The sequence below is a fragment of the Pseudoalteromonas sp. ND6B genome, assembly GCF_000764215.1.
Taxonomy (GTDB): Bacteria; Pseudomonadota; Gammaproteobacteria; order Enterobacterales; family Alteromonadaceae; genus Pseudoalteromonas; species Pseudoalteromonas tetraodonis.
In genome coordinates, this window is the sequence record NZ_JQFL01000044.1 from 1 (window position 1) to 26275 (window position 26275).

At 40.0% G+C, this 26275-nt stretch carries 28 protein-coding genes and 3 rRNA genes; 24 read left to right on the forward strand and 7 right to left on the reverse strand.

Annotated features, from left to right (window positions below):
- Both ND6B_RS0119270 and rrf read left to right on the forward strand, forming a co-directional pair.
- Positions 1–86, forward strand: a 23S ribosomal RNA gene (locus tag ND6B_RS0119270); the annotation flags it as partial.
- Positions 87–217: 131 nt separating this feature from the next.
- Positions 218–332, forward strand: a 5S ribosomal RNA gene (gene rrf / locus ND6B_RS08355).
- Positions 333–1215: 883 nt separating this feature from the next.
- Here the strand turns inward: rrf and ND6B_RS08350 are convergent.
- Positions 1216–2754 carry a phosphoenolpyruvate carboxykinase gene (locus ND6B_RS08350; protein ID WP_013464243.1) on the reverse strand — a complete coding sequence of 513 codons (1539 nt, stop codon included), beginning with the start codon at positions 2752–2754 and terminating at the stop codon, positions 1216–1218.
- 138 nt (positions 2755–2892) lie between these two features.
- Between ND6B_RS08350 and ND6B_RS20500 the strand changes: the two genes are divergently transcribed.
- A complete protein-coding gene (locus ND6B_RS20500) occupies positions 2893–3021 on the forward strand; it encodes a hypothetical protein (protein ID WP_013464244.1) in 129 nt (42 codons plus the stop codon).
- Here the strand turns inward: ND6B_RS20500 and hslO are convergent.
- Both hslO and hslR read right to left on the reverse strand, forming a co-directional pair.
- Entirely contained in the window at positions 3018–3863 is an 846-nt protein-coding gene (hslO, locus tag ND6B_RS08345) for an Hsp33 family molecular chaperone HslO (RefSeq protein WP_013464245.1), read from the reverse strand. The two genes, ND6B_RS20500 and hslO, sit on opposite strands and share 4 nt — an antisense overlap.
- A gap of 12 nt (positions 3864–3875) precedes the next feature.
- Positions 3876–4298, reverse strand: coding sequence for a ribosome-associated heat shock protein Hsp15 (hslR, locus tag ND6B_RS08340; protein ID WP_013464246.1), 423 nt, complete (start codon positions 4296–4298; stop codon positions 3876–3878).
- A 201-nt stretch (positions 4299–4499) separates the two neighbouring features.
- Between hslR and gspC the strand changes: the two genes are divergently transcribed.
- The 13 genes from gspC (at position 4500) to ND6B_RS08275 (ending at position 16532) form a co-directional block, all read left to right on the forward strand.
- Positions 4500–5444: a type II secretion system protein GspC gene (gspC, locus tag ND6B_RS08335; RefSeq protein WP_013464247.1), complete on the forward strand. Its 945-nt coding sequence runs from the start codon at positions 4500–4502 to the stop codon at positions 5442–5444.
- A gap of 23 nt (positions 5445–5467) precedes the next feature.
- A complete protein-coding gene (gene gspD, locus ND6B_RS08330; protein WP_013464248.1) occupies positions 5468–7534 on the forward strand; it encodes a type II secretion system secretin GspD in 2067 nt (688 codons plus the stop codon).
- Positions 7527–9092, forward strand: a complete 1566-nt coding sequence (gspE, locus tag ND6B_RS08325) for a type II secretion system ATPase GspE (protein WP_024601513.1) — start codon at positions 7527–7529, stop codon at positions 9090–9092. Before gspD ends, gspE begins: the two co-directional genes overlap by 8 nt.
- Positions 9093–9094: 2 nt before the next feature.
- Positions 9095–10330: a type II secretion system inner membrane protein GspF gene (gspF, locus tag ND6B_RS08320; RefSeq protein ID WP_016900324.1), complete on the forward strand. Its 1236-nt coding sequence runs from the start codon at positions 9095–9097 to the stop codon at positions 10328–10330.
- Positions 10331–10399: 69 nt separating this feature from the next.
- Positions 10400–10822, forward strand: a complete 423-nt coding sequence (gene gspG, locus ND6B_RS08315) for a type II secretion system major pseudopilin GspG (protein ID WP_016900325.1) — start codon at positions 10400–10402, stop codon at positions 10820–10822.
- Positions 10823–10871: 49 nt separating this feature from the next.
- Positions 10872–11459: a prepilin-type N-terminal cleavage/methylation domain-containing protein gene (locus tag ND6B_RS08310; protein WP_013464252.1), complete on the forward strand. Its 588-nt coding sequence runs from the start codon at positions 10872–10874 to the stop codon at positions 11457–11459.
- Complete coding sequence (gspI, locus tag ND6B_RS08305) at positions 11459–11833, forward strand: type II secretion system minor pseudopilin GspI (protein WP_013464253.1); 375 nt, start codon at positions 11459–11461, stop codon at positions 11831–11833. Before ND6B_RS08310 ends, gspI begins: the two co-directional genes overlap by 1 nt.
- Positions 11834–12499: a type II secretion system minor pseudopilin GspJ gene (gene gspJ / locus ND6B_RS08300; protein ID WP_013464254.1), complete on the forward strand. Its 666-nt coding sequence runs from the start codon at positions 11834–11836 to the stop codon at positions 12497–12499. It abuts the gene before it with no gap.
- The gene (gspK, locus tag ND6B_RS08295; RefSeq protein ID WP_013464255.1) at positions 12499–13485 is read left to right on the forward strand and encodes a type II secretion system minor pseudopilin GspK; all 987 of its coding nucleotides are present in this window, start codon (positions 12499–12501) and stop codon (positions 13483–13485) included. Before gspJ ends, gspK begins: the two co-directional genes overlap by 1 nt.
- Positions 13482–14690, forward strand: a complete 1209-nt coding sequence (gene gspL, locus ND6B_RS08290) for a type II secretion system protein GspL (protein WP_013464256.1) — start codon at positions 13482–13484, stop codon at positions 14688–14690. The genes gspK and gspL overlap by 4 nt, the downstream gene beginning before the upstream one ends.
- A complete protein-coding gene (gspM, locus tag ND6B_RS08285; RefSeq protein WP_013464257.1) occupies positions 14687–15160 on the forward strand; it encodes a type II secretion system protein GspM in 474 nt (157 codons plus the stop codon). Before gspL ends, gspM begins: the two co-directional genes overlap by 4 nt.
- Before the next feature lie 3 nt (positions 15161–15163).
- Positions 15164–15922, forward strand: a complete 759-nt coding sequence (locus ND6B_RS08280) for a type II secretion system protein N (protein WP_013464258.1) — start codon at positions 15164–15166, stop codon at positions 15920–15922.
- A 22-nt stretch (positions 15923–15944) separates the two neighbouring features.
- Complete coding sequence (locus tag ND6B_RS08275) at positions 15945–16532, forward strand: UPF0149 family protein (RefSeq protein WP_013464259.1); 588 nt, start codon at positions 15945–15947, stop codon at positions 16530–16532.
- A 12-nt stretch (positions 16533–16544) separates the two neighbouring features.
- On the opposite strand, the gene ND6B_RS08270 is transcribed toward ND6B_RS08275, so the two are convergent.
- Positions 16545–16751: a hypothetical protein gene (locus tag ND6B_RS08270; RefSeq protein ID WP_013464260.1), complete on the reverse strand. Its 207-nt coding sequence runs from the start codon at positions 16749–16751 to the stop codon at positions 16545–16547.
- Positions 16751–17110, reverse strand: coding sequence for a hypothetical protein (locus tag ND6B_RS08265; protein ID WP_013464261.1), 360 nt, complete (start codon positions 17108–17110; stop codon positions 16751–16753). The genes ND6B_RS08270 and ND6B_RS08265 overlap by 1 nt, the downstream gene beginning before the upstream one ends.
- A 282-nt stretch (positions 17111–17392) precedes the next feature.
- Between ND6B_RS08265 and ccoG the strand changes: the two genes are divergently transcribed.
- From ccoG to ND6B_RS08240, 5 genes are all read left to right on the forward strand, one after another.
- On the forward strand, positions 17393–18823 hold the full coding sequence (ccoG, locus tag ND6B_RS08260; protein WP_013464262.1) for a cytochrome c oxidase accessory protein CcoG: 1431 nt from the start codon (positions 17393–17395) through the stop codon (positions 18821–18823).
- An 80-nt stretch (positions 18824–18903) separates the two neighbouring features.
- Positions 18904–19878: a serine/threonine protein kinase gene (locus tag ND6B_RS08255; protein ID WP_013464263.1), complete on the forward strand. Its 975-nt coding sequence runs from the start codon at positions 18904–18906 to the stop codon at positions 19876–19878.
- Positions 19879–19913: 35 nt separating this feature from the next.
- Complete coding sequence (locus ND6B_RS08250; RefSeq protein ID WP_013464264.1) at positions 19914–20537, forward strand: thiol:disulfide interchange protein DsbA/DsbL; 624 nt, start codon at positions 19914–19916, stop codon at positions 20535–20537.
- 19 nt (positions 20538–20556) lie between these two features.
- The gene (locus tag ND6B_RS08245; RefSeq protein ID WP_008113400.1) at positions 20557–21195 is read left to right on the forward strand and encodes a thiol:disulfide interchange protein DsbA/DsbL; all 639 of its coding nucleotides are present in this window, start codon (positions 20557–20559) and stop codon (positions 21193–21195) included.
- 62 nt (positions 21196–21257) lie between these two features.
- Complete coding sequence (locus tag ND6B_RS08240; protein ID WP_008113397.1) at positions 21258–21710, forward strand: DUF523 domain-containing protein; 453 nt, start codon at positions 21258–21260, stop codon at positions 21708–21710.
- A 9-nt stretch (positions 21711–21719) separates the two neighbouring features.
- Here the strand turns inward: ND6B_RS08240 and trmA are convergent, their stop codons facing one another.
- The gene (gene trmA / locus ND6B_RS08235) at positions 21720–22817 is read right to left on the reverse strand and encodes a tRNA (uridine(54)-C5)-methyltransferase TrmA (protein ID WP_013464265.1); all 1098 of its coding nucleotides are present in this window, start codon (positions 22815–22817) and stop codon (positions 21720–21722) included.
- A 164-nt stretch (positions 22818–22981) separates the two neighbouring features.
- Between trmA and ND6B_RS08230 the strand changes: the two genes are divergently transcribed.
- Both ND6B_RS08230 and murI read left to right on the forward strand, forming a co-directional pair.
- Positions 22982–24106 (forward strand): DUF5610 domain-containing protein, encoded by a 1125-nt coding sequence (locus tag ND6B_RS08230; RefSeq protein WP_033103639.1) that lies wholly within the window; start codon positions 22982–22984, stop codon positions 24104–24106.
- A gap of 66 nt (positions 24107–24172) precedes the next feature.
- Entirely contained in the window at positions 24173–24961 is a 789-nt protein-coding gene (gene murI / locus ND6B_RS08225; RefSeq protein ID WP_013464267.1) for a glutamate racemase, read from the forward strand.
- Here the strand turns inward: murI and ND6B_RS08220 are convergent.
- Positions 24924–25403, reverse strand: a complete 480-nt coding sequence (locus tag ND6B_RS08220; RefSeq protein WP_013464268.1) for an RNA recognition motif domain-containing protein — start codon at positions 25401–25403, stop codon at positions 24924–24926. The genes murI and ND6B_RS08220 overlap by 38 nt on opposite strands.
- Before the next feature lie 620 nt (positions 25404–26023).
- Here ND6B_RS08220 and ND6B_RS0119275 point away from each other — a divergent pair.
- Positions 26024–26275, forward strand: a 16S ribosomal RNA gene (locus ND6B_RS0119275); the annotation flags it as partial.

The window sequence follows — 26275 nt, forward strand, 5'->3', positions numbered from 1 at the left end:
GAAGACTACAACGTTGATAGGCAAGATGTGGAAGTGGTGTGAGCCATTAAGCTAACTTGTACTAATTACCCGTGAGGCTTAACCATACAACGCCAAACGCGTTTTATGCGACAGTTTAAGCAAGAAGTTAATAGACTAAAGTAGATACTTGAAGACTTTTATTATCAGAATTCCAAATTTTAGTAAGCTCGATTAAATCGAACTTACACCAAATTTGCTTGGTGACAATAGCGTTTTGGACCCACCTGACCCCATGCCGAACTCAGTAGTGAAACGAAACAGCGCCGATGATAGTGTAGCATTTGCTATGTGAAAGTAGGACATTACCAGGCTCCAAATTAAAGAAAGCCCGACTAGAAATAGTCGGGCTTTTTTACGTCTGCAGGAAAGTAAAAATATTAGCTATCAGCCGTCAGCCGTCAGCTATCAGCTATCAGTTGCACAGTGTCAACCTGTACTTTGTAGCGTGGGTTGAGTATCTCGAAAGCTATGGGTAAAAGAATGCGACGAGCACCTTAGAGCCTAATACATACTCTACCGCTGTGGGCACTACGACATTACCAGGCTCCAAATTGAGAAAGCCCGTCTAGCAATCGTCGGGCTTTTTTACGTCTGTAGGAAAGTGAAAATGCAGGTCAAGGTAAAAGGTAATAGGTTAAAGGAAGAGAGTTGATCAGAGCTGACACCACGATATTCTATTGTGTTGTTGCTACGAAGTAGCACACCATGGCTCCAAATTTAGAAAGCCCGATCAGCAATCGTCGGGCTTTTTACGTACGCAGGAATGACACACTAAAGGCCTGTGGTGAGTAAAATGCTAAGGGAGTTCAGCGATTAAGCCCAACGTGATTACTTAGGACTGTGTACAATACTAATCTACTTTGTTGGTGAAGTCATAGTCGTGTGTGACCTTGAATATAGAAGGGGAAGCGTGTACTTCACATCGCTATCAAGTCTAATGTACGCATATATTGCTAGCCTAAATATATAATGTTTAAACGAATCAGCTACAGCTTTTTTAAGGCCTTATAAGATCGCTGTATGCATATAGAAAAACTCATTTAAGTTGGGCTGAAAAGTGACTATGGTCTTTATTTTAGCTATTAGATGATTTTGCAGAATATATTAAAGAAATGATATTTGTGGAATAAACCAAGTAGGATCAAAAACGCCAACTCAAGGTTGGCGTTTCAATTATGAGGTTAAAGGTAATTATTAAACCTTAGGGCCTGCATTTTTAATTTCTTCAGATACGTCGTATTTTGCGAAGTTTTCTGTGAAATCAGCGGCTAGTTTAGCTGCATATTCAGCATACTTTGCTTTGTCTTCCCATGTGTTAATTGGGTTAAGCAGCTTGCTATCAACGCCTGGTACTGCAACTGGTACGTCTAGATTTAGCACGTCAATGTGTTGAGTTTCAACACCAGCTAATTTTCCAGATACGATTGCGTCAACAACAGCACGTGTTGTTGGAATATCGAAACGCTTACCAATACCGTACGGACCCCCTGTCCAGCCTGTATTAACTAGGTAAACTTTAGCGCCGAACTCGCGTACACGCTTCATTAGAAGTTCTGCGTAGACACCTGCAGGACGTGGGAAGAAAGGTGCGCCAAAACAGGTTGAAAATGTAGATTCGATATCACTGGTAGAGCCAATTTCTGTAGAGCCTACTTTTGCAGTGTAACCACTTAAGAAGTGGAATGCTGCAGCTTCTTCGGTTAGTACAGATACTGGAGGAAGGACACCACTTACATCACATGTTAAGAATACAACCGCTTTAGGCTCGCCTGCACGGTTTTCAACTTTGCGTTTTTCAACATGCTCCAGTGGATAAGCTGCACGGCTATTTTGAGTTAGGCTGGTATCATTAAAATCAGGAACGCGATTTTCATCAAGTACGACATTTTCTAAAATTGTACCGAATCGAATAGCGTCCCAGATAACAGGTTCGTTTTTCTGAGAAAGGTCGATACATTTAGCGTAACAACCACCTTCGATATTAAATACACTACCTGGTGCCCAGCCGTGCTCGTCATCACCGATTAAGAAGCGAGTTGGATCGGCTGATAACGTTGTTTTACCTGTACCAGATAAACCAAAGAATAACGCAGTATCGCCTGCTTCGCCTACGTTAGCAGAACAGTGCATTGGTAATACACCTTTCGCTGGTAGTAGGAAGTTTTGCACAGAGAACATCGATTTTTTCATTTCACCCGCGTAGCGCATGCCAGCAAGTAACACCTTACGTTGTGCAAAGTTAATAATAACTGTGCCATCGCTATTGGTACCATCGCGTTCTGGATCACATACAAACGAAGGTACATTCATTACTTGCCACTGAGGGAAGTCTGCTTTGTTGTATGATTCTGGTTGGATGAACATGTTTTTAGCGAAGATATGGTGCCAAGCAGTTTCTGTTGTTACAACCACTGGAAGATAGTGCTCTGGATCAGCGCCAACTTCAAGGTGAGAGATAAAGTGGTCATTGCTTTGCACATGTGCTTCTACACGTGCCCATAACGCGTCAAACTTATCTGCATCGAATGGGCGATTTACATTACCCCATTGGATTTCATTTTCAGTACTTGATTCTTGAACAATAAAACGATCTTTTGGAGAACGACCGGTACGACGACCAGTGTTAGCTACAAAAGCACCATTGGCGGCTAAAGTCCCTTCGCCACGGCTGATAGCGTGTTCGACAAGTTCAGCTGCAGTTAGATCGACAAAACGGGTAGCGCTTGAAGTCATGTTTATACCTAAATTGTGTGAGATTGAACGGGATAGCTCTGGGTCTTAGTAACCTTTAAGCTGCAATTATAGTAACAGATGGATTAAGGATATTCGAGCTTATAAACGCCGTAAAAACATATAAATTAAGGAAAAAACATGAATAATTTCAATGATACCGGTGTCATGAAAAATGCTCAGCTTGTGATACCGGTGTCATTTTTTAGGCACAAAAAAGCCATAAAAAATTATGGCTATTTTGTGCTGTGTTTTATAAAAGTAGATTAGTTAAATATACTTTTTATATCTTGCTCGTTAAACACATAATCTTTTAAACAGTAATGGCAGCTAATTTTAATCTCACCATTTTTTTCAACATCGTCCAAAAGCGCTTGTTGGCCAACATTAACTAAAGCCGTCATCGTTTTTTCGCGGTTACAGCCACATTTAAATTGAATTGGTTGAGGATCAAATACTCGCGGATTATCTTCATGATAAAGACGCGTTAAAATAGTATTGGCATCGAGCTCTAATAGCTCTTCATCTTTAATGGTATTGCTGAGTGCTTCTAAGTGAGCAAAATCTTCAATCGACTTTTGTTTATCAACAGGTAGCACTTGTAAAAATAGCCCACATGCTTTGGCGCTTCCCTCTGTGGTGTCGGTTGCAAACCAAAGGCGCGTTTTTAATTGTTCAGATTGCTCAAAATAGCTTTCTATACATTCACTTAAGGTATCATGCTCTAAAGGCACTATACCTTGGTAACGCTCCCCTTGCGTCGGAGTAATAGTGATAACCATGTAACCTTGGCCTATAAGCTCTCTAACTGTTGACCCTGTCACTTCACTTTGAAGTCGTGCTATGCCACGCATATTTTGTTGGTCGTCACCGTTAATAACGGCATATTTTACCGGCCCATCACCTTGTAGTTGAACGGCAATTTCGCCTTCAAACTTTAATGTTGCTGTTAATAAACAGGTTGCAACAAGCAGCTCACCTAGTAATGCTTTAACGGGCTCTGGGTAATTGTGTTTAGCAATCATTTCATTGTAAGCGTTGTCTATTTGTACGAGTTCGCCACGAACATCGAGATTGTCGAATAAATAGCGATGAAGTAAATCTTGTTGCATGAGCGGCTATACCTAACTTGATTTCATTTTTAAAAGTTCGCGTCTTTGCTTTTTATCAGGCTTTTTAACCGGATGAGGTGCAAAGAAGCTGTTATTTTTGCGTGCGATAGTATTTTCTTCACGCTTAGCAATACTTGCATCAGATTCTTGATACAAGGTCTGTGCAATGGGGGCGCTTTGGCGCTTTTCAAGTATATTTAATACTGTGACAGTTTTTTCATCAACGCCTTGGGCTAGCTTTATAACTGCGCCAATTTCTACAATTTTGCTGGCCTTACTACGTTGACCATTATAATGTACTTTGCCGCCTTGTACCATTTCGCGTGCTATTGCTCGCGTCTTATAAAATCGAGCAGCCCATAACCATTTATCTAACCTGACTTTAAGTTCGCTCGAGTTTTCTGAGTTGTCGTTGAGTTTAGCTTTCTTTGTCATGGAACATCTCTAGTAAATTCGGTTATTAGCTAAATTACCATGAAATAGGTATGCCATGAAGTTATAGCTTGATTCTGTAACTAATGAGGAAGATAAATTAATCTGTTTACAAAGTTTAATATTAGCGTGCTTGTTGAATGAAAAATGAAAAGGTACTATGGCTGGGTGATTTCGCTATAAATTAAAATAAGAACACTACTTATGGAACAGCACGTTCAACAATTTAAACTGCTATTAAACCGTTTGCCACACGCTAAATTAAGCGTGTTAGTTATGGTTTTAGTTATTGTTTATATTGCATTTTTGTCATCAAAGCTCGTTTGGCTTTTATGGCCGCACCCAGTAACAACTCCTCTTGCTCCCAGTAGCTACTCTAGTCAAGTCACGGGCGGCAATAACCAGTCTGTCGATTCGATTATTGGGCAATTTTTATTTGGTAAAGTAAATGTAACAAAAAACACCAATACTGCCCCCCAAGCCAAAGTTATTAATAATGCCCCTGAAACGCGCTTAAGTATAAATTTAACCGGTATTGTTGCTGTGAGTAATGATGATAAAGCGGGGATGGCCATTATTGAATCGCAAGGTCGCCAGGCGAGTTACTTAGTTGAAGATGTTATTCAAGGTACACGTGCAAAGGTATCGCAAATACTCCCAGACCGTGTCATTTTAGATGTAAGCGGCCGCTTTGAAACCTTAATGCTTGATGGGCTCGACTTTACCAAAACGGTGTCTATGCCGGTACTAGCCGCGCGAGATGAGCCTGAGATGGGGCCGTTAGCACCTTCATCGCAAAGTGAAGAGCAGATAGATGCGACTGCCAACCTTGAAGTAAAAGAAGCATTAATAGAAACCCGCGAAGAGCTTTTAGAAGAGCCTGGTAAATTATTTGATTACATACGTGTTGCCCAAGCTATGAATGATGGGGAACTTATAGGTTACCGTTTGAGTCCAGGTAAAGAGCCTGAATTATTTAAACAAATGGGATTACAAAATAACGATTTGGCCGTGGCAATTAACGGCTATCAATTAACTGATTTAAAACAGGCTATGGCAGCAATGAATGAGCTGCGAAATAGTACCGATGCAACTATCACCATAGAGCGTGATGGTGAGCAAATCGATGTGCTTTTTAGTCTGCAATAACTTAGCTTTGGAGTTTTAACATAATGGTTCAGGTGCTACACCTCAAAAAAATTAAAAAAGGGTTAGCTAAGTATGCGGCACTTTTTTTAGCGGCAAGTCTTTCTATGTCGGTTGCTGCTGTTGAATATGCTGCTAACTTTAAGGGCACAGATATTAATGAGTTTATTAATATTGTGGGCAAAAACCTTAATAAAACCATCATTATTGATCCTAACGTGCGTGGCAAAGTTAATGTGCGCAGTTATGAGTTAATGGATGAGGCACTTTATTATCAATTCTTTTTAAATGTATTAGAAGTTTACGGCTATTCAGCTGTTGAAATGGATAACAACATTATAAAAATAGAAAAAAGTTCAGATGCTAAAAAATCCAATGTACCGTTAATTACAACGGACAGCGATGCAGCTGGCGATATGATGATCACTCGGGTTGTACGAGTTAAAAATGTCAGCGTACAAGAGTTAGGCCCTTTGGTTCGCCAGTTTAGTGACCAAAAAGATGGCGGTCATGTTGCTAACTTTAATGCCGCTAACGTGATGATGCTAACAGGACACGCAGCCTCTGTTAATCGTTTGGTAGAAATTATTCGCTCTGTTGACCAAGCGGGTGATAAGCGCGTTGATATTGTAAAACTTAAATATGCAACAGCTGATGATGTGGTATCGGTAGTTGATAATATTTATAAAGACAGTGGCAAGGGCAGCGTTCCTGAGTTTTTAATTCCTAAAGTTGTGGCTGATGGCCGAACTAATAGCGTGATTGTGAGTGGTGAAGGTCAAGCTCGTACCCGCGCCATTGATCTTATTAAACGTCTCGACGGCGAACTTGAAAGCCAAGGTAATACCAAAGTATTTTACCTAAACTACGCAAAGGCAGAAGATTTAGTCAAAGTACTTCAAGGTGTGAGTAAATCGCTGGCAGAGGATTCAAAAGGCGGAGCAACCAACAATGCGCGTAGTAGTAATAGAAACGACACGAGTATTGAAGCACATCCTGATTCTAACTCACTCGTCATTACCGCTCAGCCAGATACGATGCGTTCACTTGAATCGGTTATTGAGCGTTTAGATATTCGCCGCGCACAAGTATTAGTAGAAGCCATTATTATTGAAGTCATGGAAGGTGATGGCGTTAACTTTGGCCTGCAATGGATTTCAGAGCAAGGTGGGATGCTACAATTTAATAATGGTACAACAGTACCTGTTGGTTCGTTAGCCGTAGCGGCAGAACAAGCCCGTGATAAAACGGTAACTAAAAATATCATTGGTACTGAATCAGGTACTGTCACCAAATATGATGAAACAACTGAAGGTGACTACGGCCCACTAGCATCATTACTCGGTGGTATTAATGGCTTAGCCATGGGGGTAATTAAAAATGACTGGGGCGCAATTGTTCAAGCTGTTTCAACCGACACTAATTCGAATATTCTAGCGACTCCATCTATTACTACAATGGATAACGAAGAAGCATCTATTTTAGTTGGTCAAGAAGTGCCAATCATTACTGGTTCGCAAACAGGTAGTAACAACGAAAATCCATTTCAAACGGTTGAGCGTCAAGAGGTGGGTATTAAACTTAAAGTAACCCCTCAAATTAATGATGGTTCAGCGGTGCAGTTGACCATAGAGCAAGAAGTTTCAAGTGTTAGTGGCGCAACAGCAGTCGATATTTCGGTGAACAAGCGCGCAATTAAAACTACTGTAATGGCCGATGATGGCGGTATGGTGGTATTGGGTGGCTTGATTGATGAAGATGTACAAGAGAGCGTTTCAAAAGTGCCACTATTAGGCGACATTCCTATTTTAGGCCACTTGTTTAAGTCAACTAATACAACAAAGCGAAAACGTAATCTAATCGTGTTTATTAGACCGACCATTATTCGCGATGGCATTAGTATGAATAAGCTCAGCTTTAGTAAATATAACTTTATTCGCGGTGAGCAATTTAAAAAGCGTGAAGATGGCATTAACTTAATGCCAATGTCTGATACGCCTATTTTACCTGAGTGGAATGACGAATTAGTGTTACCACCTACGTACGAAGAGCATTTACGCAAACAAAATGCACAAGAGCGTAACAATGACTAATGCGATAGAAGATATTAATCAAGACGTTGTTCATCCAGCTGCACATAACAACGATGAAATGCTTGAACAAGAGGATTTAATTGAGCTGCCTGCAAAGCGTTTGCCGTTTTCATATGCAAGGCGGGTGGGTGCGTTACTTAGTAAACATAAGGATAACCGAGTTGTTTACTACCGTGGCGAGTTGGATATTGATGTATTGCTAGAAGTGCGCCGCATTGCAGGACATGGCTTCACACTTGAGCAACTAGAAGATGATAAATTTGAGTTATTACTAGAAGCATCGTATCAACGTGACAGCTCAGAAACTCAGCAAATGATGGAAGACATTGGTAACGAGGTTGATTTATTCTCGCTGGCTGATGAGCTTCCTCAAACTGAAGATTTACTTGCTGGTGATGACGACGCGCCTATTATCAAACTCATTAATGCCATGTTGAGTGAGGCCATTAAGGAAGGCGCATCTGATATCCACATTGAAACGTTTGAACAAGAACTGGTTATTCGTTTTCGAGTGGATGGCGTACTCAAAGAAGTTTTAAAACCTAATCGTAAATTAGCCTCTTTGCTGGTATCGCGTATTAAAGTAATGGCCAAACTCGATATTGCAGAAAAACGTATACCGCAAGATGGCCGTATTAGTTTACGTATTGCAGGGCGTGCAGTAGATGTGCGTGTATCGACTATGCCATCGAGCTTTGGTGAGCGAGTCGTATTGCGTTTGCTTGATAAAAACAATGCGCGTTTAAACCTTGAAGATTTAGGCATGACCGCGAAAAACCGAGAGCTATTTGCTGATTTAATTAGTAAGCCTCACGGTATAATCTTAGTTACAGGCCCTACAGGCTCTGGTAAAAGTACTACTTTATATGCCGGTATGAGCCAAATTAACTCGCGGGATCGCAATATTTTAACGGTTGAAGATCCCATTGAGTATGAAATCCCAGGTATTGGCCAAACACAGGTTAATACCAAGGTTGATATGACTTTTGCCCGTGGCCTACGCGCTATTTTACGTCAAGATCCTGATGTGGTTATGGTTGGTGAAATACGTGACTTAGAAACCGCTCAAATTGGTGTACAAGCATCGCTGACTGGTCACTTAGTTATGTCTACATTGCATACCAATACCGCCTCAGGTGCAATTACCCGTATGGAAGATATGGGTGTTGAGCCATTCTTATTATCGTCATCATTACTCGGCGTATTGTCACAGCGCTTAGTACGTACCTTATGCAATAGCTGTAAAGAAGGGCATATTGCAGATGAGCGTGAATGTGAATTACTCGGCGTACCGTTTGATAATGCTCCGACGATTTACCGCGCGGTAGGGTGTGAAGAGTGTAACTTTAACGGTTATCGTGGTCGTACAGGTATTCACGAATTATTAGTCGTTGATGAAACTATTCGTGAAATGATCCACAGCGGTAAAGGTGAGCAAAGCGTAGAGAAATATATTCGTAAACGCAGCCCAAGTATTCGTCAAGATGGCTGCAGCCGCGTACTTGCGGGTAAAACAACGCTTGAAGAAGTATTACGCGTAACCCGTGAGGAAGGCTAACAATGGCGGCGTTTGAATACCGTGCATTAGATGGCCGGGGAAAAGAAAAAAAAGGAATTTTAGAAGCGGATACAGCAAAGCAAGTTCGCCAACTTTTACGCGATCAAAAGCTAACCCCCCTCGAGGTGGTGCCAGCTGCTCAAGATGATAAACAAGTTCGAGGTCAAAAAGCGCCATTATTAGGCTCTTTATTTAAGCCGACAATATCAACGTCAGATCTTGCTTTGATTACACGTCAACTTGCGACCCTAATTCAGTCAGCCTTACCCGTTGAGGGTGCCGTGATGGCGGTTGCTGAGCAGTGTGAAAAACCACGGCTAAAACGTATGTTAATGTCTGTGCGCTCTAAAGTGGTGGAAGGGTATACGCTTGCTGATGGGATGAGTGAATTTCCGCATGTATTTGACGATTTATACCGTGCAATGGTGGCCGCAGGTGAAAAGTCAGGTCACTTAGATCAAGTACTTAACAGATTGGCTGATTACACCGAGCAACGCCAACACATGCGTAGCCAAATTACGCAAGCGATGGTGTATCCCATTATTTTGGTCGTGTTCGCTATTGGTATTGTTTCAGTATTATTAGGTACTGTGGTGCCTAAAATACTAAAAACGTTTGAAAAAACCAAACAAGTATTACCTTGGACAACCGAATGGGTCATGGCGGGTAGTCATTTTGTACAAAATTATTGGTTTGTTAGTTTATTAGCGATCACGGCGATTGCTATTGGAATTAAATACGCACTTAAAAAACCTAAAGTACGGTTTTGGTGGGATGCAAAAGTATTACATATGCCAGGCATAGGTAAGGTTGCTAGAGGTATTAACACGGCGCGCTTTGCCCGTACATTAAGTATTTTATCGTCAAGCTCAGTGCCGCTACTTGAAGGAATGCGTATTTCAGGTGGGGTGTTGGTTAACGAAAAAATAAAGCAAGCAGTGGCAGATGCCGCAGAAAGAGTCAGTGAAGGGGCGAGTCTTCGTGCTTCACTACAGCAAACTAAGTTGTTTCCACCAATGATGCTACATATGATAGCCAGTGGTGAAAAGTCCGGTGAACTTGAGCAAATGTTAGAGCGTGCTGCTAACAATCAAGATCGCGAGTTTGAAAGTATGGTTAATGTGTCATTAAAATTATTGGAACCGGCAATGATTGCCTCTATGGCAGTGATTGTGCTTTTCATAGTAATGGCAATTTTGCAGCCAATTATGGCAATGAACAAGGCCGTAGGTCTTTAAGTATTTTTTATATTAATGATTTAAACAAATCATTTTTGCTTAGTGTTTTTAGAATAACGAGGTAATAACGTGAATAAACAATCAGGTTTTTCTTTATTAGAAGTCATGGTGGTACTGGTTATCATCGGGATGATCATGTCGATTGTGGCACCTAATATTATGGGCCAGCAAGAAGAAGCGGCTATTGATAAAGCGCATTTAGATATTCAGCAGTTAGAAGATGCTATGAGTTTGTACAAGCTTAAAAATAAAAGCTACCCAAGTACAGAGCAAGGTTTAGAGGCATTAGTTACTAAAACCAGTATTGAGCCCATTCCAAAGCGTTTTCCTGATGGTGGCTTTATTAGCAAGTTACCGGAAGATCCATGGGGTAATAATTATCAATTAATCAGCCCTGGAGAAATAGGTAAATTTGATATCTTTTCGATGGGTCCAGATGGCGAACCAGCCACCGAAGATGACATTGGTAATTGGGATGAAGATAAGCAGTAATGACCAATAACTTTACCATGCACTTAAACATAATACATTGGGGCTTGCCATGCAGGTAAGCCCTAAGCACCTGAGTGCAAAGCATTATGGTTTTAGTTTAATAGAAATTTTAGTGGTATTGGTGATCATCGCCTTTGCCACCAAAATGGTGGTATACAGCTTAGATGGCGGCGCTGAAGAAGCGTTAGACAAGCAAGCAAATAGGCTGCATACCACCATTAATGCCGCATCGGAATTTGCGGTGCTTAATCAAATAGAATTAGGCCTTTTAGTTGAGCAAAATACGCTTGAATTTTTAGTGTTTGATGGCGAAAAATGGATTAGCTTTGATCGTGAAGCTTTATTTAAGCCAATTGAGATCGAACCCCAATTTAAATTAACACTTAATCTTGAAGACCTACCTTGGGCACAAGATAACTTACTAGAGCAGTCAAATTGGCGTGAGCTAATGAGTGGTAACAATGAAGACAGTTTATTAGAGCTTAAAAAGTTAAAAGTACCGCAAGTGCTTATTTTATCCTCTGCCGATGTAAGTGCGTTTCAGCTCATGCTTGAATTAAAAGATCAGCCAGAGCCGGTGTACTTTATTGAAGGTAAATTTGCAGCCCCAGTCGATTTTCGTCGAGAGCCCCAATAATGAAAAAATACCACGGGTTTACATTATTAGAAGTCTTAGTTGCACTGAGTATTTGTGCCATGGCGGGTATTGCGGCAATGCAAGCAACCGGTGAGCATATTCATCACTTATCAAGTATTGAAGAACAAACGTATGGCTCATGGGTCGCTGAGAATGTATTGGTAGAACAACGAACGAAAGGCGAAAAATGGCAAGGTAAAAATGGTACCCGCGGCAGTGAGATGATGGCGGGTATTGAATGGTTTTGGCGCCAAGATGTTGTGCCCACTGCCGACAAGAGCTTTGTAAAAGTCACTATTAATGTGTTTACGGATGATAAGTACGAAAATTCAATTTATGAGTTAAGCACTTACTTAAATAAAGGTAAGCTTTAAGTGAAGCAGCGCGGTTTTACATTATTAGAAGTGATGGTGGCACTAGGTGTGTTGGCGTTTGTGATTATGGCCACCCACCAAATACTTGATACCACAACGCGAGCTAAACAAGCATCAGATGAAAAAATTGCTGAACTAAATGGGTTACAAACAGCCTTCAGGCTAATGGATCAAGACTTTAGCCAAATGACTAAACGCCAAGTGCGTAATGAAGCTGGAGATTTTCAAGAGGGATACTTACTTGCTGGACGCTACATTTTAGAAAGCCAGCTTGATGGTATTGCCTTTGTACGTGATGGTTGGATGAATCCCATTAACTTACTCCCTCGCTCAGAGTTACAAGCTGTTGGTTATCGCGTCATTGATGACAAGTTAGAACGCGTATATCGCATTTATGTCGATCAACTCGATAATATGGAGCCTCGTAGCCAAGTTATTTTAGCCGCAGTCGAAGAGCTTAAATTTGAGTTTTTAGATGGTAGCGGTAAGTGGCAAGAAGACTGGCAAATTAAGGCATTACCTAAAGCCGTTGCGGTAACTATAAAGCAAATGGATGCGGAGCCTATCAGGCGTGTGTTTTTAGTGCCAGGACTCGGTAAAGAGCTACCTAAACCAGTAACTGAGGGGACTAACCCGTCGCAACCTAATGGCCGGGGTACGCCTTGATGAACCAACAATCTTCGCGCGGCGCGGCTTTGGTTATTGTGTTATTTATTGTAGCGCTTGCAGCTATTTTAGCCGTTGAAATGAGTGCTAATTTAATGGTGCAAGTACAAAGAAGTACCAATTTACAAAGTCAGCAACAAGCGAAATGGTATGCCTATGGTGCTGAAGAGCTAGCAATTAAAGGTTTAATTCAAAGTAAAAAAGACGATCCTGAAAAAACCACATTAGCGCAGCCCTGGGCAAAGCAAGGCGATGTAAAGTACCCTGTTGAGAACGGCACTTTAAGCGGCCAGTTGACTGATTTACAAGCGTGTTTAAATTTAAACGCGCTTGGGGTTGAGCCAGACCCAAATAGCGGTAATAAAACTAACCCAGCACATAAAGCGTTGTTTGCTATTTTAGAAAATATAGATGATTTACCCAGTGATGAATCAGAAGAAGGGATGGCCGACAGTGTGTTTGATTGGCTTGATGAGAACAGTATAACCTATCGCTCTGGTGCCGAAGAGGGGGAGTATTTATCTCGTCAGTTTCCATATATGACGGCTAATAGCTTATTTGCATCGGTGTCTGAACTGCGTTTAATTAAAGGGTTTAATCCTTTGGTTATGGAAAAAGTGCTGCCTTTTGTCTGTGTGATCCCAGGTAGTACGTTACTTTCAATTAATGTTAATACAGTCACTGAAGAGCAAGCTTTATTGCTCAGTGGCCTAATAGACGAACTGAGTGTTTCGGGTGCTCAAGCGGTAATTGCAGCGCGACCTGAAAATGGCTTTGATAATATTGAAGAGTTTTTTGAGTCTGTTAAACAACAAGGCGGCAAAAATATCAAAGCAGTAGAAAAGCTTTTTAGTTTAAAAAGTGAATATTTTAAATTACAAACGCAGGCAAAATTTGTTGATTTGCGTTTTTCGATGACCACATTACTGTATGCCAGCAATGGCGAGGTAACGATACTGGCGCGAAAATTTGGAGGCGTACAGTGACAGAGATACTGTTGATCCGCACGGGTCAAACCGAACAAGACTTGCTTAACTGGTTAATATACTCACCACAAGAACAAGAAATAATAGCCAGTGGCGAGTTACAAAATGCCAGCCAGTTAAGTGAACTAACTGAAAAAGCATCAACCCGAGAGCTCGTGGTACTTTTACCATGTGACCAAGTGCAATTAAAAACGGTGATACTGCCAACTAAATGGAACCGTAAGCTAGAGCAAGCACTGCCTTATATGCTCGAAGAGGATATTGCCTGTGATATAGACGATATCTATATAGCGCTAGGGGAGCCGACAATGGTTGAAGCGCAGCATGCAATTAGGGTTGCGCTAATGAATCGCGATTGGTTTGAGCACTGGTTAGAGGTGTTTGAGCAACACCAGCTCACTGCTCATAAAATAGTGCCGGATGGCTTGTTATTGCCCAGTGCAGAAGAGCCTTGTGTAGCGGCAATTGAGCTCAACAAGCAATGGCTATTTAAAAAAGGTGACTGGCATATCGGTGCGGTTGAAAGCAGCTGGTTAAAGGAATATCTAACGGCTTTAGGTAACCCTGATATAAAACATTACAGCCCTGCAGAGCAATTTCCTGAAACGCTTACCTTGCATCCGCAAACCAGTGATTATGAGCTGCCGTTAGCATTATTTGCTAAGCAGTTAGATCAGCTTAAATTTAATTTGCGTCAAGGGCCTTACACGATTAAAAAGAAAACGGCTTTATGGTGGGGTTACTGGAAAAGTGCCACCATAATTAGTGTTATTGCTTTGCTATCGAGTGTGGCTATTAAAGCGGTTGAATTACATCAGCTTAATTCGCAGCTTGAGGTAGCTAAATCACAAGTAGTAGAGCGATTTCAAAAAGCCTTTCCAGGCACGCGGGTGCGCCCTCACTTAATTAAAAATCAAATACAGGGAGCACTGGATAAAGTGCAAGGTACGAGCGATGCTGGCTTTTTAGATTTAACCAGCAAGCTGGTGAGTGTATTTTCACAAGTGAGCGAATTTACACCGCAAACCTTACGTTTTGATAAGCGCCGTAATGAATTACGTATTCGTGCTCGTGCAAAAGACTTTCAAACCTTTGGTAAGGTTAAAGCCATTCTTGAGCAGCAAGGTGTGACTGTTGAGCAGGGGTCGTTAAATAATGATGGTGATTATATCGTCGGCGAAATTAGACTGCGAGGTGCACAATGAAACAGCAGTTCATGAAATATTGGGGTTCATTAAAAGAACAAGAGCAGCAGTTAATAATGGTTGCGGGTGGTGTATTTATTATTTTTGTTTTGGTAATGGGTATATTTAGACCCTTAAATACGGCAATAGAAAATGCGCAACAATCACAAATAAAACAACAAGAATTGCTAGCATGGGTAGACGACAGTATCGTTAAACTTAAAGCAGCAGGTAAAGCGCAAGCGGTGAGCAATCAAAACCTCAGCCAAATAGTGAATAATACGCGCGGTCGTTACAGCATTAATATTAGTAAAATGCAGCCAAATGATAATTCACTTCGTTTAACACTCGACTCAGTGGAGTTTAATCAATTAATCCAATGGATTGACGAGCTGGTTAATCAGCATGGTTTAAGCGTAGAAAATTTAGATTTAAGCCAAGATGATAAATCCGGTTATGTACGCGTTAGCCGTTTAGTATTAGAGAAGTAGTTAATGAAAAAAATAATAATTTTATCCATCGTTTTTGTAATTAGCTTTCTTGTTTTTAGCGTTATTAAATTGCCCGCTGCAGTGGCTTTAAATTTTGCTAAACCTTACTTACCTGCGCAGTTAGAGGTAGGGCAAACTTTTGGTACGCTATGGCAAGGTCAAATAATGCAGCTTCGCTTTCAAGGTGAACAGTTGAACAATGTACGTTGGGATATATCAGGCTGGTCAATCTTTAAAGCTCAAGTAAATACTAACTTACGTTTTGGTAATCCTCGCGAACGTGATGACATTTCTGGGTATGCAGATATTAGTTATTCTCTCACAAATGATGAACTTAGAATAACTGATACTGTAGTGCGTTCAACGGTTGAGCGCGCTATGCAGCGCATTGATTTACCGTTACCGGTTACTGCTAAAGGACGCGTTATTTTAGAGCTCGATGAATACGTTTCAGGCGCTCCTTATTGCCAATCATTACAAGGTGAAATAGCCAGCCCTGATATTGATGTGCAAGGGCTAACTGGCTGGTTTAATATAGGCGATTTAAGCGGTAAGTTAAGTTGTAAGTCGGGCGATGTAGCCATACTTATTGAGCCAAATAATAGATTAGGGTTAGAGGCTGATGCTACACTAAAAGCCAATTTTGATTTTAAAGTAGCGGGATATGTTAAACCTGATCTCACTTTACCGAAAGAAGTTCATGACGCGGTGAAGTTTTTAGGTAGACCAGATAACCAAGGTCGGTATCCACTTAAATTTTAATATTTTATAAAAAAGAGTTTTAATGCAAATACCTCAGTTTACTGAGCAGCACGCCAAACTGCTCAGCGAGTTTTTAACTACCCAGCCCGGCGCTATGAGCCTTATTCAAAGCCAAGGTTATTTATTTGGCACTATTTGTTCACCTGAGCCATTAGAAGTACATCAATGGTTAGAGCAAATTCTACCTAATACCGCCAATGACCTTGATGAAGACATGTTGTTTTTGTTTATGGCATTACATCATCAAGTAAGTGAACAAGTATTTGAACTTGGTTATAAGTTACCCGCTGAGTTTGACCGTGAGTTTTGTCAGCAGTGGTCTGCAGGTTTTTTAACTGCAAGCCAAACGTATACTCATAAGTTACTCCAGAGTGAGCAACTAGATATTCAATACAAGCAAGCGCTTGAAAGTGCACAGGCGACTCTTAGCTTTTTTGCATTAGATAAACCAACGATTGCAAAGATTGCACAGCAAAATAATATCGATGAATTACATTTGTGTGCGCAGCAGTATGAATTAATGGGCGACTTTGCGTTAGGTTTTGCTGAACTTATAGAAATTGTCGCGCTTAATAGTGGTTTGTATACCGATGAAGGGTGGGATGAATAAGTAGGTAAAGCCTTAAGCGCCAATCTCTAATTCAATATCAGTGCAACCTTGTTTGCACTGTATTACTCCCTTACCAGGTTCGCTGGTGGCTAAATTTAACGTTAATACACCCTGGCAATGCTCACATTTAAGTGTTTTACCTTGTGCCAACTGCTTAAGCATAGTGCGGTGCTTGTGAAATGAGTTACTTGCTTTTTTATTTAATCCAGAAAAATCCATTATTTCACTCTCGCTTGCGCTAATGACTCTTTGATAATGCGACATACCGTTGTTAAACGTTCTGAATAAAAGTAAAGGTTTAGATCGCCTTGACGACAATAGCGTAGTTCAAACAACTTTACTGACTCATCATTGGTAAAGGTTTTATCAATATAGTCTTCTTCGGATCTTGAAAGTGCTAACTGTTTATTAATTTTGTTTCTTGTCATGGTTGCGACAGGAAAACGATCGACTTTAGTTGTGCTGCTTAACAAGCCTATACCATCACCGAGTAAGCGCTCACGAGGCTCTTTTACCAAGGGGTGATCAATGGTAAAAAATGCTAGGATCACAACCACTAGTATAAAAAATTTCTTCATAAATACACAAACCTTGATCCAAACAACACGTTAGTAGCCGGCAAGTGTAATAAAATACACCTTAAAAGCAAGTCACAAGTTGAATAAATTATTAGCAATCTAGTCAGTAATTTTAGCCAATATGCGTATAATAAGAGGAGTAATTAGATATTTCTGAAATATCTGAAAGTATACAAGTGCGACCTAAAGCGTATTATGTTTAGCATGTAAGTTGCTACACTTAGGCGAAAAGTACAAAAAGATTGCTGAATTTTTATTTCCTAGCGGCGTTGAGGAACTTCAATGGATAAGCAAATTAAAGTAAAAAACATACCAACAGAGGTTAAGATCCAAAAACCCGATCTGAGCCGTCAAGAAGATAGATTTAACCCACGCAACCGTATTTATGTGCGTGCTGTTTCAGGACTCCATCAATTACTAAGACAACGTATTGGCTTTTTAGGCATGCTGGCGTTTATGTTATTGCCATGGATCAACTTTAACGGTCAACAAGCTGTTTTATTTGAGCTAATGGAGCAAAAATTTAATATTTTTGGCTTAACCCTGTGGCCACAAGATTTCACCATTCTTGCATTTATATTTATGCTAGCAGCGTTTGCCTTATTTCTGGTTACCACTTTTTATGGTCGAGTGTGGTGTGGCTATACATGTCCGCAAACAGTATGGACCTTCATTTTTATTTGGTTTGAAGAAAAGTTTGAGGGCAGCGCTAACCAACGTAAAAAGTTAGATCAACGGCCGATGGATTTTGACAAGTTCTGGCGTAAAACAGCTAAGCACACTAGTTGGGTATTATTTTCTTTATATACTGCGTTAACGTTTGTTGGTTACTTCACGCCTATTCGCGAACTACTGCCTGAATTTGTTACCTTTAATGTAGGCGGTTATGCCTTAGTTAGTATCATTGTATTTACTATTTGTACTTATGGTAACGCTGGGTGGATGCGAGAAATTATGTGTTTACATATATGCCCGTATTCACGTTTTCAGTCAGCAATGTTTGATAAAGACACCTTTACTGTAAGCTATGATGAAACTCGTGGTGAAAACCGAGGGCCACGTTCTCGTAAACAAGACCCTAAAGAGTTAGGTTTAGGTGACTGTATTGACTGTAACTTGTGTGTGCAGGTTTGCCCAACCGGGATTGATATTCGTAATGGTTTGCAATATGAGTGCATAAACTGTGGCGCTTGTATTGATGCCTGTGACGGCGTAATGGATAAAATGAATTACCCTCGAGGCCTTATCTCTTACACCACCGAGCGTAATTTAGAAACACCGGAGAATAAAACCCATCCGCTGCGTCCAAAGCTGATTGGTTACAGTGTTATTTTAATCTTACTTACCGGTGCGCTGGTTGCTAATATCGCCATGCGTAAAACCATGGACTTTGATATTATTCGCGACCGTAATCAGTTGTATCGTGTCGATTTTAATGGTTTAGTTGAAAACACCTACACCTTAAAAGTAATTAACAAAGCACAATACGAGCAAACATTCTCTATTGATGTAACAGGGTTAGATAATTATAAATACTTAGGTGATACTACCTTTACAGTAAACGCTGGTGAATCGCATAATGTACCGCTATCACTGGTAATGGATCCTTATGATTTAAAAGCGCCAATGACCGAGTTTAACTTTGTGTTGTCGCCAATAAACGAGCCCGATAATAAAATATCGCAGCCAAGCAACTTTTTTAAGGCACGATAAGTCGCTTTATTAAAGGCAAACGAGCACTGTTATTAACAAAAAAGCGGGATATTCCCGCTTTTCTTTTATATAAGAAGTATATGAGTAAATTTAGCTTTATTGACTTAACTCCAGATCTTATTTTGGATGCCATAGAAAGCGTGGATATTTATGCTGAGTCAGGGTTGTTAGCGCTAAATAGCTACGAGAATCGGGTATATCAATTTGTAGCCGAGGGTGCAAAGCGTTACGTCGTTAAGTTTTATCGCCCTGAGCGCTGGAGCAAAGCGCAAATTCAAGAAGAGCATGACTTTGCTTTTGAACTAGCCGCCGCTGAAGTACCGGTGGTGGCGCCAATAAAACACAATGGGCAAAGCTTGTTTGAACATCAAGGGTATTTGTTTACTTTGTTCCCAAGTGTAGGCGGGCGTTTATTTGAGGTGGACAATTTAGATCAACTCGATGTGCTCGGGCGTTTAATCGGTCGTATGCATCAAGTAGCCAAAACGAAACCCTTTACCCAAAGACCGACCGTTACCTGTGATGAATATTTAGATACAGCTAAAGTTCATTTACAAAAAAGTAAGTTAGTCCCTATGGGATTAGAGACTTCCTTTTACACTATTTTAGATTTAGTCATTGCTCAAACTCAACAGCAATATAAAAATGTAGAAGGCATTCGCTTACATGGTGACTGCCATGCTGGTAATATCCTATGGGCAGGAGATGCATTAATGTTTGTTGATTTAGACGATAGCCGTCAAGGTCCTGCAATTCAAGATTTATGGATGATGCTCAGTGGCGATCGACAAACACAGCTGTTACAGTTAGACACTTTAGTGAATGCATATGAAGAGTTTTGCGATTTTGATCACTCACAACTTAAGCTGATCGAACCGCTTCGGGCTATGCGTATGATTCATTACATGGGGTGGGTTGCAAAACGTTGGAGTGATCCTGCTTTTGTACGGAACTTTTCATGGTTTGCAGATGACAAATACTGGGAGCAACAAATTTTAGCGCTTAAAGAGCAGTTTGCAGCTTTGCAAGAAGCCCCGTTAAAATTATTGCCATAATATTTTTATTTAAAAAGAAGTATAACGAGATATTCATGCTTAAAAAATTAAAACTAAGTTTACTGATCCTATGTTTACCTTTTGCAGCATTAGCTGCTAACTTTGAAGCGGGTAATCAATACACTGTAATTGATGTTGAAAAAAGTAAAACCCCGAATGTAACCGAGTTTTTCTCTTTCTATTGCCCACATTGTTTTAAATTTGAGCCGGTAGCCAAAGGGATTGCAGAAAACTTACCTGAAGGGGCTGAATTTGTAAAAAATCATGTCAACTTTTTGGGAGGCGTTTCACCACAAGCCCAAAGTAATTTAAGCTTTGCTTACTTAATCGCAAAGAAACACGGTCAAGCTGAAGCGGTAACAGCGCAAATTTTTAAAAGCATTCATATACAACGTGCGCCATTAACTGAAATTAAAGACGTTAAAAAGTTATTAGAGCTTAATGCAATTGATAACACGACATTTGATAACGACATCGCCAGTTTGCCTATCATAGCAGCTGAACGTGCCATGCAAGATAAACAGAATAAATATTCTGAACTTGGTGCATTAACTGGCGTGCCTACATTTATCGTAAATGACAAATACAAAATCAATATTAATACAATCAAGAGCCAACAAGAACTTGATGAGTTAATTAGCTTTTTACTAAAACTATAATTTTTGGAGCACCACAATAATGATCAAATTAGTTAAAGCAGGGTTACTTGCTGTATTACTCCCTTTAGCTGCAACCAGTTTTGCTGCCACTTACGAAGAGGGCGTGCATTACGATGTCGTCTCTGATCGTGCAACCAGAAAACCAGAAGTAAAAGAGTTTTTCTCTTTTTACTGTCCTGCATGTAATAACATGGAACCACTGCTGGCCGAGATCAAACCTAAGCTAGATAAAAACGTAAAGTTTAAGAAAAGCCATGTAGATTTTGTGGGTGTACGTGACCCAGAACATCAAACCATGATCAGCCAAGCATTAGCTACAGCTGAAGTACTACCTCAAAAAGATAAAATTATTTCAGCGATGTTTGATCATATCCATGCAAAGCGTGCACGATTTAATGAGTTGGCAGATGTAAAAGATGTATTTTTAGCGCAAGGCGTAGATGGCGACAAGTTTGATAAATTATTTGAAAGCTTCTCGGTACGTACACTTAGCTCTAAAATGAAACGCGACCAAGATTACTTTAAAGGCAAAGGAGCACTTCGTGGCGTTCCTACGTTTATCGTTAATGGTAAATACAAGCTTAACTTAGGTGGCGAGTCAGGCATTTCATCGCCAGAAGATGTAAGCGCACTTATTAACTACTTAGCAAATAAATAAGTAGTTTAGTGAAATAAAAAAGCTCCGAAAGGAGCTTTTTTATTTGGAGAAGAAAATTCATTATGGAAAAAATTTTAATCTCAAGTTGTTTGTTAGGTTTGCCAGTTCGTTATGATGGTAAAGGACAAACAATATTGCACCCTCAACTTAATTTGTGGCAAAAGCAAAATAGATTAATTGTATTTTGTCCTGAGATTGCTGGTGGTTTACTCGTGCCTAGAGCGCCCGCTGAGATAAAGCAAAATCGAGTTATTACAAATACTGCTGAGGATGTAACAAGTGCATTTGAAGCTGGCGCTAATAAAGCATTAGCCCTTTGTAATAAGCATAATATTCGCTTTGCTTTACTAAAAGAGTCTAGTCCTTCGTGTGGCCGTAATACAATTTATGATGGAAGCCATAGTGGGGTGAAAGTAAAAGGCATGGGGCTGACCGCTAAGTTATTGGTAAAGAATCAAGTTAAAGTATTTAGTGAAGAGCAAATACCAGCACTTATCAAGGCGCTGGTATTATAGTATTAGATTTTATTTTTTCTGTAAAAATACACCAGATTCAATATGGTGTGTGTAAGGGAACTGATCAAATATTGCAAAGCGCTTAACCTCATGGGTTTGCGTTAAGTGTTCAAGGTCACGCTCTAATGTGTCTGGGTTACATGAGATATAAATAATATTTTCATAATTAGCCACTAAGTCACACGTAAGCGTGTCCATGCCTGCTCTAGGCGGGTCGACTAAGATGGTTTGGCAGTTGTAACTACTCAAGTCAATGCCATCTAAGCGAGAGAAAGTACGCTCGCCTTTCATTGCCTGAGTAAACTCTTCGCTCGACATGCGAATAATATCTAAGTTAGTTACTTGGTTTTGAGCAATATTATATTGCGCTGAATGCACCGACGATTTTGATATTTCCGTCGCCAGCACTTTATTAAATGAACCAGCAAGTGCAATAGAAAAGTTTCCATTACCACAATACAGCTCTAGTAAATCATTGTTTAGTGGTTTACATAACTCTTGTGCCCACTCTAACATTTTAATATTCACCTTCGCATTAGGCTGAGTAAAGCTATTTTCTACCTGTTGATAGATTAGCTCTTGGCCATTCACCATTAAGCGCTCAGTAACAAAGTCATCGCCCAATTTTTCTTTTTGCTTACGTGCACGGCCAATAAAGTCAATTTTGTACTGGCTACTTAGCTTTTCCTTTAAGGCATTGATCTCAGTTAACCAGTGTTCATCAAGTGGCTTGTGATATAGCAAGCTCACTAAAATTTCACCACTGAGGGTTGATAAATAATCTATTTGAAATAATTTACGACGTAGTACTTCGCAGCCTTTTAAATTATCAATCATCACCTGCATAATTTCACCTACTAAAGGAGCTGCAGGGTCAAAGGTATCAACACGTATTTTATCTTTTGTTTGTTGATCAAACATAATATGAAACAGATCGTCACCATCGTGCCATACTCTAAATTCTGCACGTTGGCGGTAGTTAATGGGCTCAGAGCTAAATACTTCTAACTGTTTTACACCGAAACGTTGAAATTGCTCTGTAATACGCTGCTCTTTTTCATTTAATTGTGCATCGTACTGCGTGGTATCTATATTTATAACTGCCATTAACGGTATAACCTTATCGTTGAGATCTGTTTATCGGCGCTATTGTAGGGAGCGAAGCGTATTTGTCTAGTTTTGATCAAATATAGTGAGCTTTTTTTGAGCATTTTACTACAGTATAGGCTTACTTGGCCGATATAAGAGTAAGTCTAAATAGGAGTCTTCTCATGAAAATAGGTAACTTTAGTTTTGTTCCAAACAGTAATGCTAATAAATACAATACTAATCAAGCAATGCCACAGCCTAAAATAGACTCGCCACTAACTAGTTATCAGCAACGAGGAAAAGAACTGGCTGCTGCCGTATTAGGTGACAAAATGGCAAAAGAACTAGGTTTGCCGGTCGCTGAAACCAAAAAGGACAAACCACTGTTTGATTTTAATGAAGTCGTTAAAAATGTTTTAGACTTTGTAACAAGCTCGGTAAATAAAGCCAAAGCCAATGGTGCTAATGATGAGAAACTACAAGATATACTTAGCCAGGCACGTAAAGGAGTGCAGACGGGTGTTGATGAGGCTGTGGATGAACTAAAAGGCATGGGGGTATTCAATCAAGACCTTGAAGAGGGTATTGATAAATCAAAAGAGGGTATTTTTAGTGGCCTCGATAAATTTGAGCAGAACTTATTTAACCCACAACCTGCAAGCGTTACTGTTAGCCAGGCGCAATATGTAAGTTTAAGCAATAGTGCTGATTATACATTTACCACAGCAGAAGGTGATGAGGTGAGTATTAGCTTTGCAGATGCTTACCAATCGCAATCATCTAGTCGCTATCAAAAAACAGATGATTCACAATCATTTAGTACGCAATTTTCTGAATCCCGTGAGCTCTCTTTCTTGATGTCAGTAAACGGTGAGCTTAATGAAGACGAGCAGCAAGCCATAAATGATTTAATGGCAGAGTTACAAGATGTCAGTAAAACCTTTTTCAGTGGCGATTTAGATAAAGCATTTGAACAAGCCCAAGAACTCAGTTTAGGGAATGAACAGCTGGTGGCATTCTCAATGGACTTACGTCAAAGCAAAACCGTTGCTGCCATTAAAGAGTATGAACAAATTAAGCCAGCATCAGAAAAAGCCATTGCCGAAACTGTTGCCCCTTTTAATGATGATCTAAAATCGGCTTACTCTAAAGCGCAAACCCTAGGATTAGAAAGTCAGCTATCAGGTATCATTCAATGGCTAAATCAAGATCAACAAGAAATAGATAAACTGGTTGATTACACTAACACCATGTTTGAAAACTTAGATAAATTAAACGCCGCTACTGCAAAGCTAGGCACTGAGTAAAACTACTTTCTTTTACAAAAGCCACATGGCAAACTGCCGTTCTTAGTAAAGAGTAGGAATGGTAGTTTGTCAGCGCACATCATGGTATTTGATTCAGGTATAGGTGGAACCACCGTGCTTGAGCATATTCAGCAAAGCATTCCTCATGCTCAATACAGCTATTTTATGGATAATGCATTATTGCCATATGGCGCACAGTCGCAACAAACCATCATTCATCGCCTATGTGGATTGATTCAATTTATTGAAGATGAGTCACTAAATGTCGACTTAATTGTTATAGCCTGCAATACCGCCTCAACATCAGCGTTAAGTTCGGTACGTCAAATTACCGATATTCCTATTGTTGGGGTAGTACCTGCAATTAAACCCGCAGCGCAATTAACGCAATCAAAGCATATAGGTTTATTGGCAACTCCCGCAACGGTATCAAGCCCGTATACTGATGCACTTATAAAAGAACATGCCTCATCGATAACCACAAGTTTATATAGTAGTGTTGAACTGGTTACTTTGGCAGAGACTCTCTTTTTTACCCAGCACTTAGATATCGATAAGTTGCACACTGAGTTAGACCGATTAAATATTAATAAAGATATCGATGTACTGGTATTAGGCTGTACTCACTTTCCTATTTTAGCTAAACCAATCAGTGATTACTTTAATACGCAAGTACAGTTATTAGACTCTGGTGCGGCCATTGCTAAGCGAGTTAGTTCTTTACTCAAATTAAGTGATAATCAAGCAGGCATAAAAAAGCCGCTGCACTATTATGCAACGGCTGATGTATGTAGTGATAAACTAGCGGTTAAGCAAGTTACACTGTTTGATCCGACTCTGAACGATAAGAGTTAGAATCATCTTCTTGTTTTTGTTTTGCTTCACGTACTTTCAAAGTACGTTGTTGGAACTCACTATCGTTTAGCTTAGCAATTGCATTATCAGCATCTGCTTGTGCCATTTCAACAAAGCCAAAACCGCGACGCTTGCCAGTATTCTTATCTTTTAACAAACGAACGTTAAATACTTTGCCTTGCTCTTCAAATAAAGTACGAACTACACCTTCATTTGCACGATAAGGAAGATTGCCAACATAAAGTGTTTTTGTTTTTACTTCGGCTTCTTCTGTACTTACTGATGACATTGCAGCAATAACAAGTCCACCAATTAATAAACCGGCACCGAATAGAAGTGCAGGGTCTAATGCTAGGCTTGCAAGCGCAAACTTAACGATAACAAAACCAACAACAGCAAGAATAACTGCGAAGATAAAAGATTTTTGATCGGGTAATTTCATTTTTGATCTACCAATAAACAGGAAATAAACATTAATTTAACATTGTGAACTTGCTATCTTAACGTCTTAATTGAACATAGCAATGAAATTTATAGCAAATAGTTAATAAGAGTGTAAAAAACAACCGATAGTAAGGCGTTTCAGTACTATTTTAGCCTCGTTTGTTTGAAACTTGAGCAAACGGTAAAAAGATCTAAAAAAAAGGTTGATCTGTTTTCGGATCTCCCTATAATGCGACCCCACTGAGACGGGGAACGCCAACGCATAGCGAGGCATGAGCTACTCAGAGAGTTAAGTAAAACTTAAGTTTAAATCATCGCAAGAAAGTTTAAAATTAAGTGTTGACTCGAAAGATAAAGGATGTATTATACGCATCCCTAGCGACAACGTCGCAACGTTCTTTAACAATATAAAGCAATCATCTGTGTGGGCACTCGTACAGATTGAGTTCTAACAGCCAAGCTACTTAGGTAGTGAGGCAAACAAATTTAGAGTCTCAATTTAAACTGAGTGACCAACAGAATAGTTACTTAGGTAATTATTCTGCACAGTCAATTCAATATCGAAAGATATTAAATAAATTCAGAATTCATTGAGCTGTCGAAAGACATAAAACTTTTTAATTGAAGAGTTTGATCATGGCTCAGATTGAACGCTGGCGGCAGGCCTAACACATGCAAGTCGAGCGGTAACATTTCTAGCTTGCTAGAAGATGACGAGCGGCGGACGGGTGAGTAATGCTTGGGAACATGCCTTGAGGTGGGGGACAACAGTTGGAAACGACTGCTAATACCGCATAATGTCTACGGACCAAAGGGGGCTTCGGCTCTCGCCTTTAGATTGGCCCAAGTGGGATTAGCTAGTTGGTGAGG

What these genes read in the sequence shown, in the direction of transcription:
- gspC (WP_013464247.1), top strand. Translation starts at nt 4,500, where the DNA reads ATGGAACAGCACGTTCAACAATTTAAACTGCTATTAAACCGTTTGCCA.
- gspM (WP_013464257.1), top strand. Translation starts at nt 14,687, where the DNA reads ATGAAACAGCAGTTCATGAAATATTGGGGTTCATTAAAAGAACAAGAG.
- gspK (WP_013464255.1), top strand. Translation starts at nt 12,499, where the DNA reads ATGAACCAACAATCTTCGCGCGGCGCGGCTTTGGTTATTGTGTTATTT.
- hslO (WP_013464245.1), bottom strand. Translation starts at nt 3,863, where the DNA reads ATGCAACAAGATTTACTTCATCGCTATTTATTCGACAATCTCGATGTT.
- ND6B_RS08265 (WP_013464261.1), bottom strand. Translation starts at nt 17,110, where the DNA reads ATGAAGAAATTTTTTATACTAGTGGTTGTGATCCTAGCATTTTTTACC.
- ND6B_RS08280 (WP_013464258.1), top strand. Translation starts at nt 15,164, where the DNA reads ATGAAAAAAATAATAATTTTATCCATCGTTTTTGTAATTAGCTTTCTT.
- ND6B_RS08350 (WP_013464243.1), bottom strand. Translation starts at nt 2,754, where the DNA reads ATGACTTCAAGCGCTACCCGTTTTGTCGATCTAACTGCAGCTGAACTT.
- ND6B_RS08230 (WP_033103639.1), top strand. Translation starts at nt 22,982, where the DNA reads ATGAAAATAGGTAACTTTAGTTTTGTTCCAAACAGTAATGCTAATAAA.
- ND6B_RS08255 (WP_013464263.1), top strand. Translation starts at nt 18,904, where the DNA reads ATGAGTAAATTTAGCTTTATTGACTTAACTCCAGATCTTATTTTGGAT.
- hslR (WP_013464246.1), bottom strand. Translation starts at nt 4,298, where the DNA reads ATGACAAAGAAAGCTAAACTCAACGACAACTCAGAAAACTCGAGCGAA.
- ND6B_RS08310 (WP_013464252.1), top strand. Translation starts at nt 10,872, where the DNA reads ATGCAGGTAAGCCCTAAGCACCTGAGTGCAAAGCATTATGGTTTTAGT.
- gspF (WP_016900324.1), top strand. Translation starts at nt 9,095, where the DNA reads ATGGCGGCGTTTGAATACCGTGCATTAGATGGCCGGGGAAAAGAAAAA.
- gspI (WP_013464253.1), top strand. Translation starts at nt 11,459, where the DNA reads ATGAAAAAATACCACGGGTTTACATTATTAGAAGTCTTAGTTGCACTG.
- ND6B_RS20500 (WP_013464244.1), top strand. Translation starts at nt 2,893, where the DNA reads ATGAATAATTTCAATGATACCGGTGTCATGAAAAATGCTCAGCTTGTG.
- ND6B_RS08250 (WP_013464264.1), top strand. Translation starts at nt 19,914, where the DNA reads ATGCTTAAAAAATTAAAACTAAGTTTACTGATCCTATGTTTACCTTTT.
- ND6B_RS08220 (WP_013464268.1), bottom strand. Translation starts at nt 25,403, where the DNA reads ATGAAATTACCCGATCAAAAATCTTTTATCTTCGCAGTTATTCTTGCT.
- trmA (WP_013464265.1), bottom strand. Translation starts at nt 22,817, where the DNA reads ATGGCAGTTATAAATATAGATACCACGCAGTACGATGCACAATTAAAT.
- ccoG (WP_013464262.1), top strand. Translation starts at nt 17,393, where the DNA reads ATGGATAAGCAAATTAAAGTAAAAAACATACCAACAGAGGTTAAGATC.
- gspD (WP_013464248.1), top strand. Translation starts at nt 5,468, where the DNA reads ATGGTTCAGGTGCTACACCTCAAAAAAATTAAAAAAGGGTTAGCTAAG.
- ND6B_RS08245 (WP_008113400.1), top strand. Translation starts at nt 20,557, where the DNA reads ATGATCAAATTAGTTAAAGCAGGGTTACTTGCTGTATTACTCCCTTTA.
- ND6B_RS08240 (WP_008113397.1), top strand. Translation starts at nt 21,258, where the DNA reads ATGGAAAAAATTTTAATCTCAAGTTGTTTGTTAGGTTTGCCAGTTCGT.
- ND6B_RS08275 (WP_013464259.1), top strand. Translation starts at nt 15,945, where the DNA reads ATGCAAATACCTCAGTTTACTGAGCAGCACGCCAAACTGCTCAGCGAG.
- gspE (WP_024601513.1), top strand. Translation starts at nt 7,527, where the DNA reads ATGACTAATGCGATAGAAGATATTAATCAAGACGTTGTTCATCCAGCT.
- ND6B_RS08270 (WP_013464260.1), bottom strand. Translation starts at nt 16,751, where the DNA reads ATGGATTTTTCTGGATTAAATAAAAAAGCAAGTAACTCATTTCACAAG.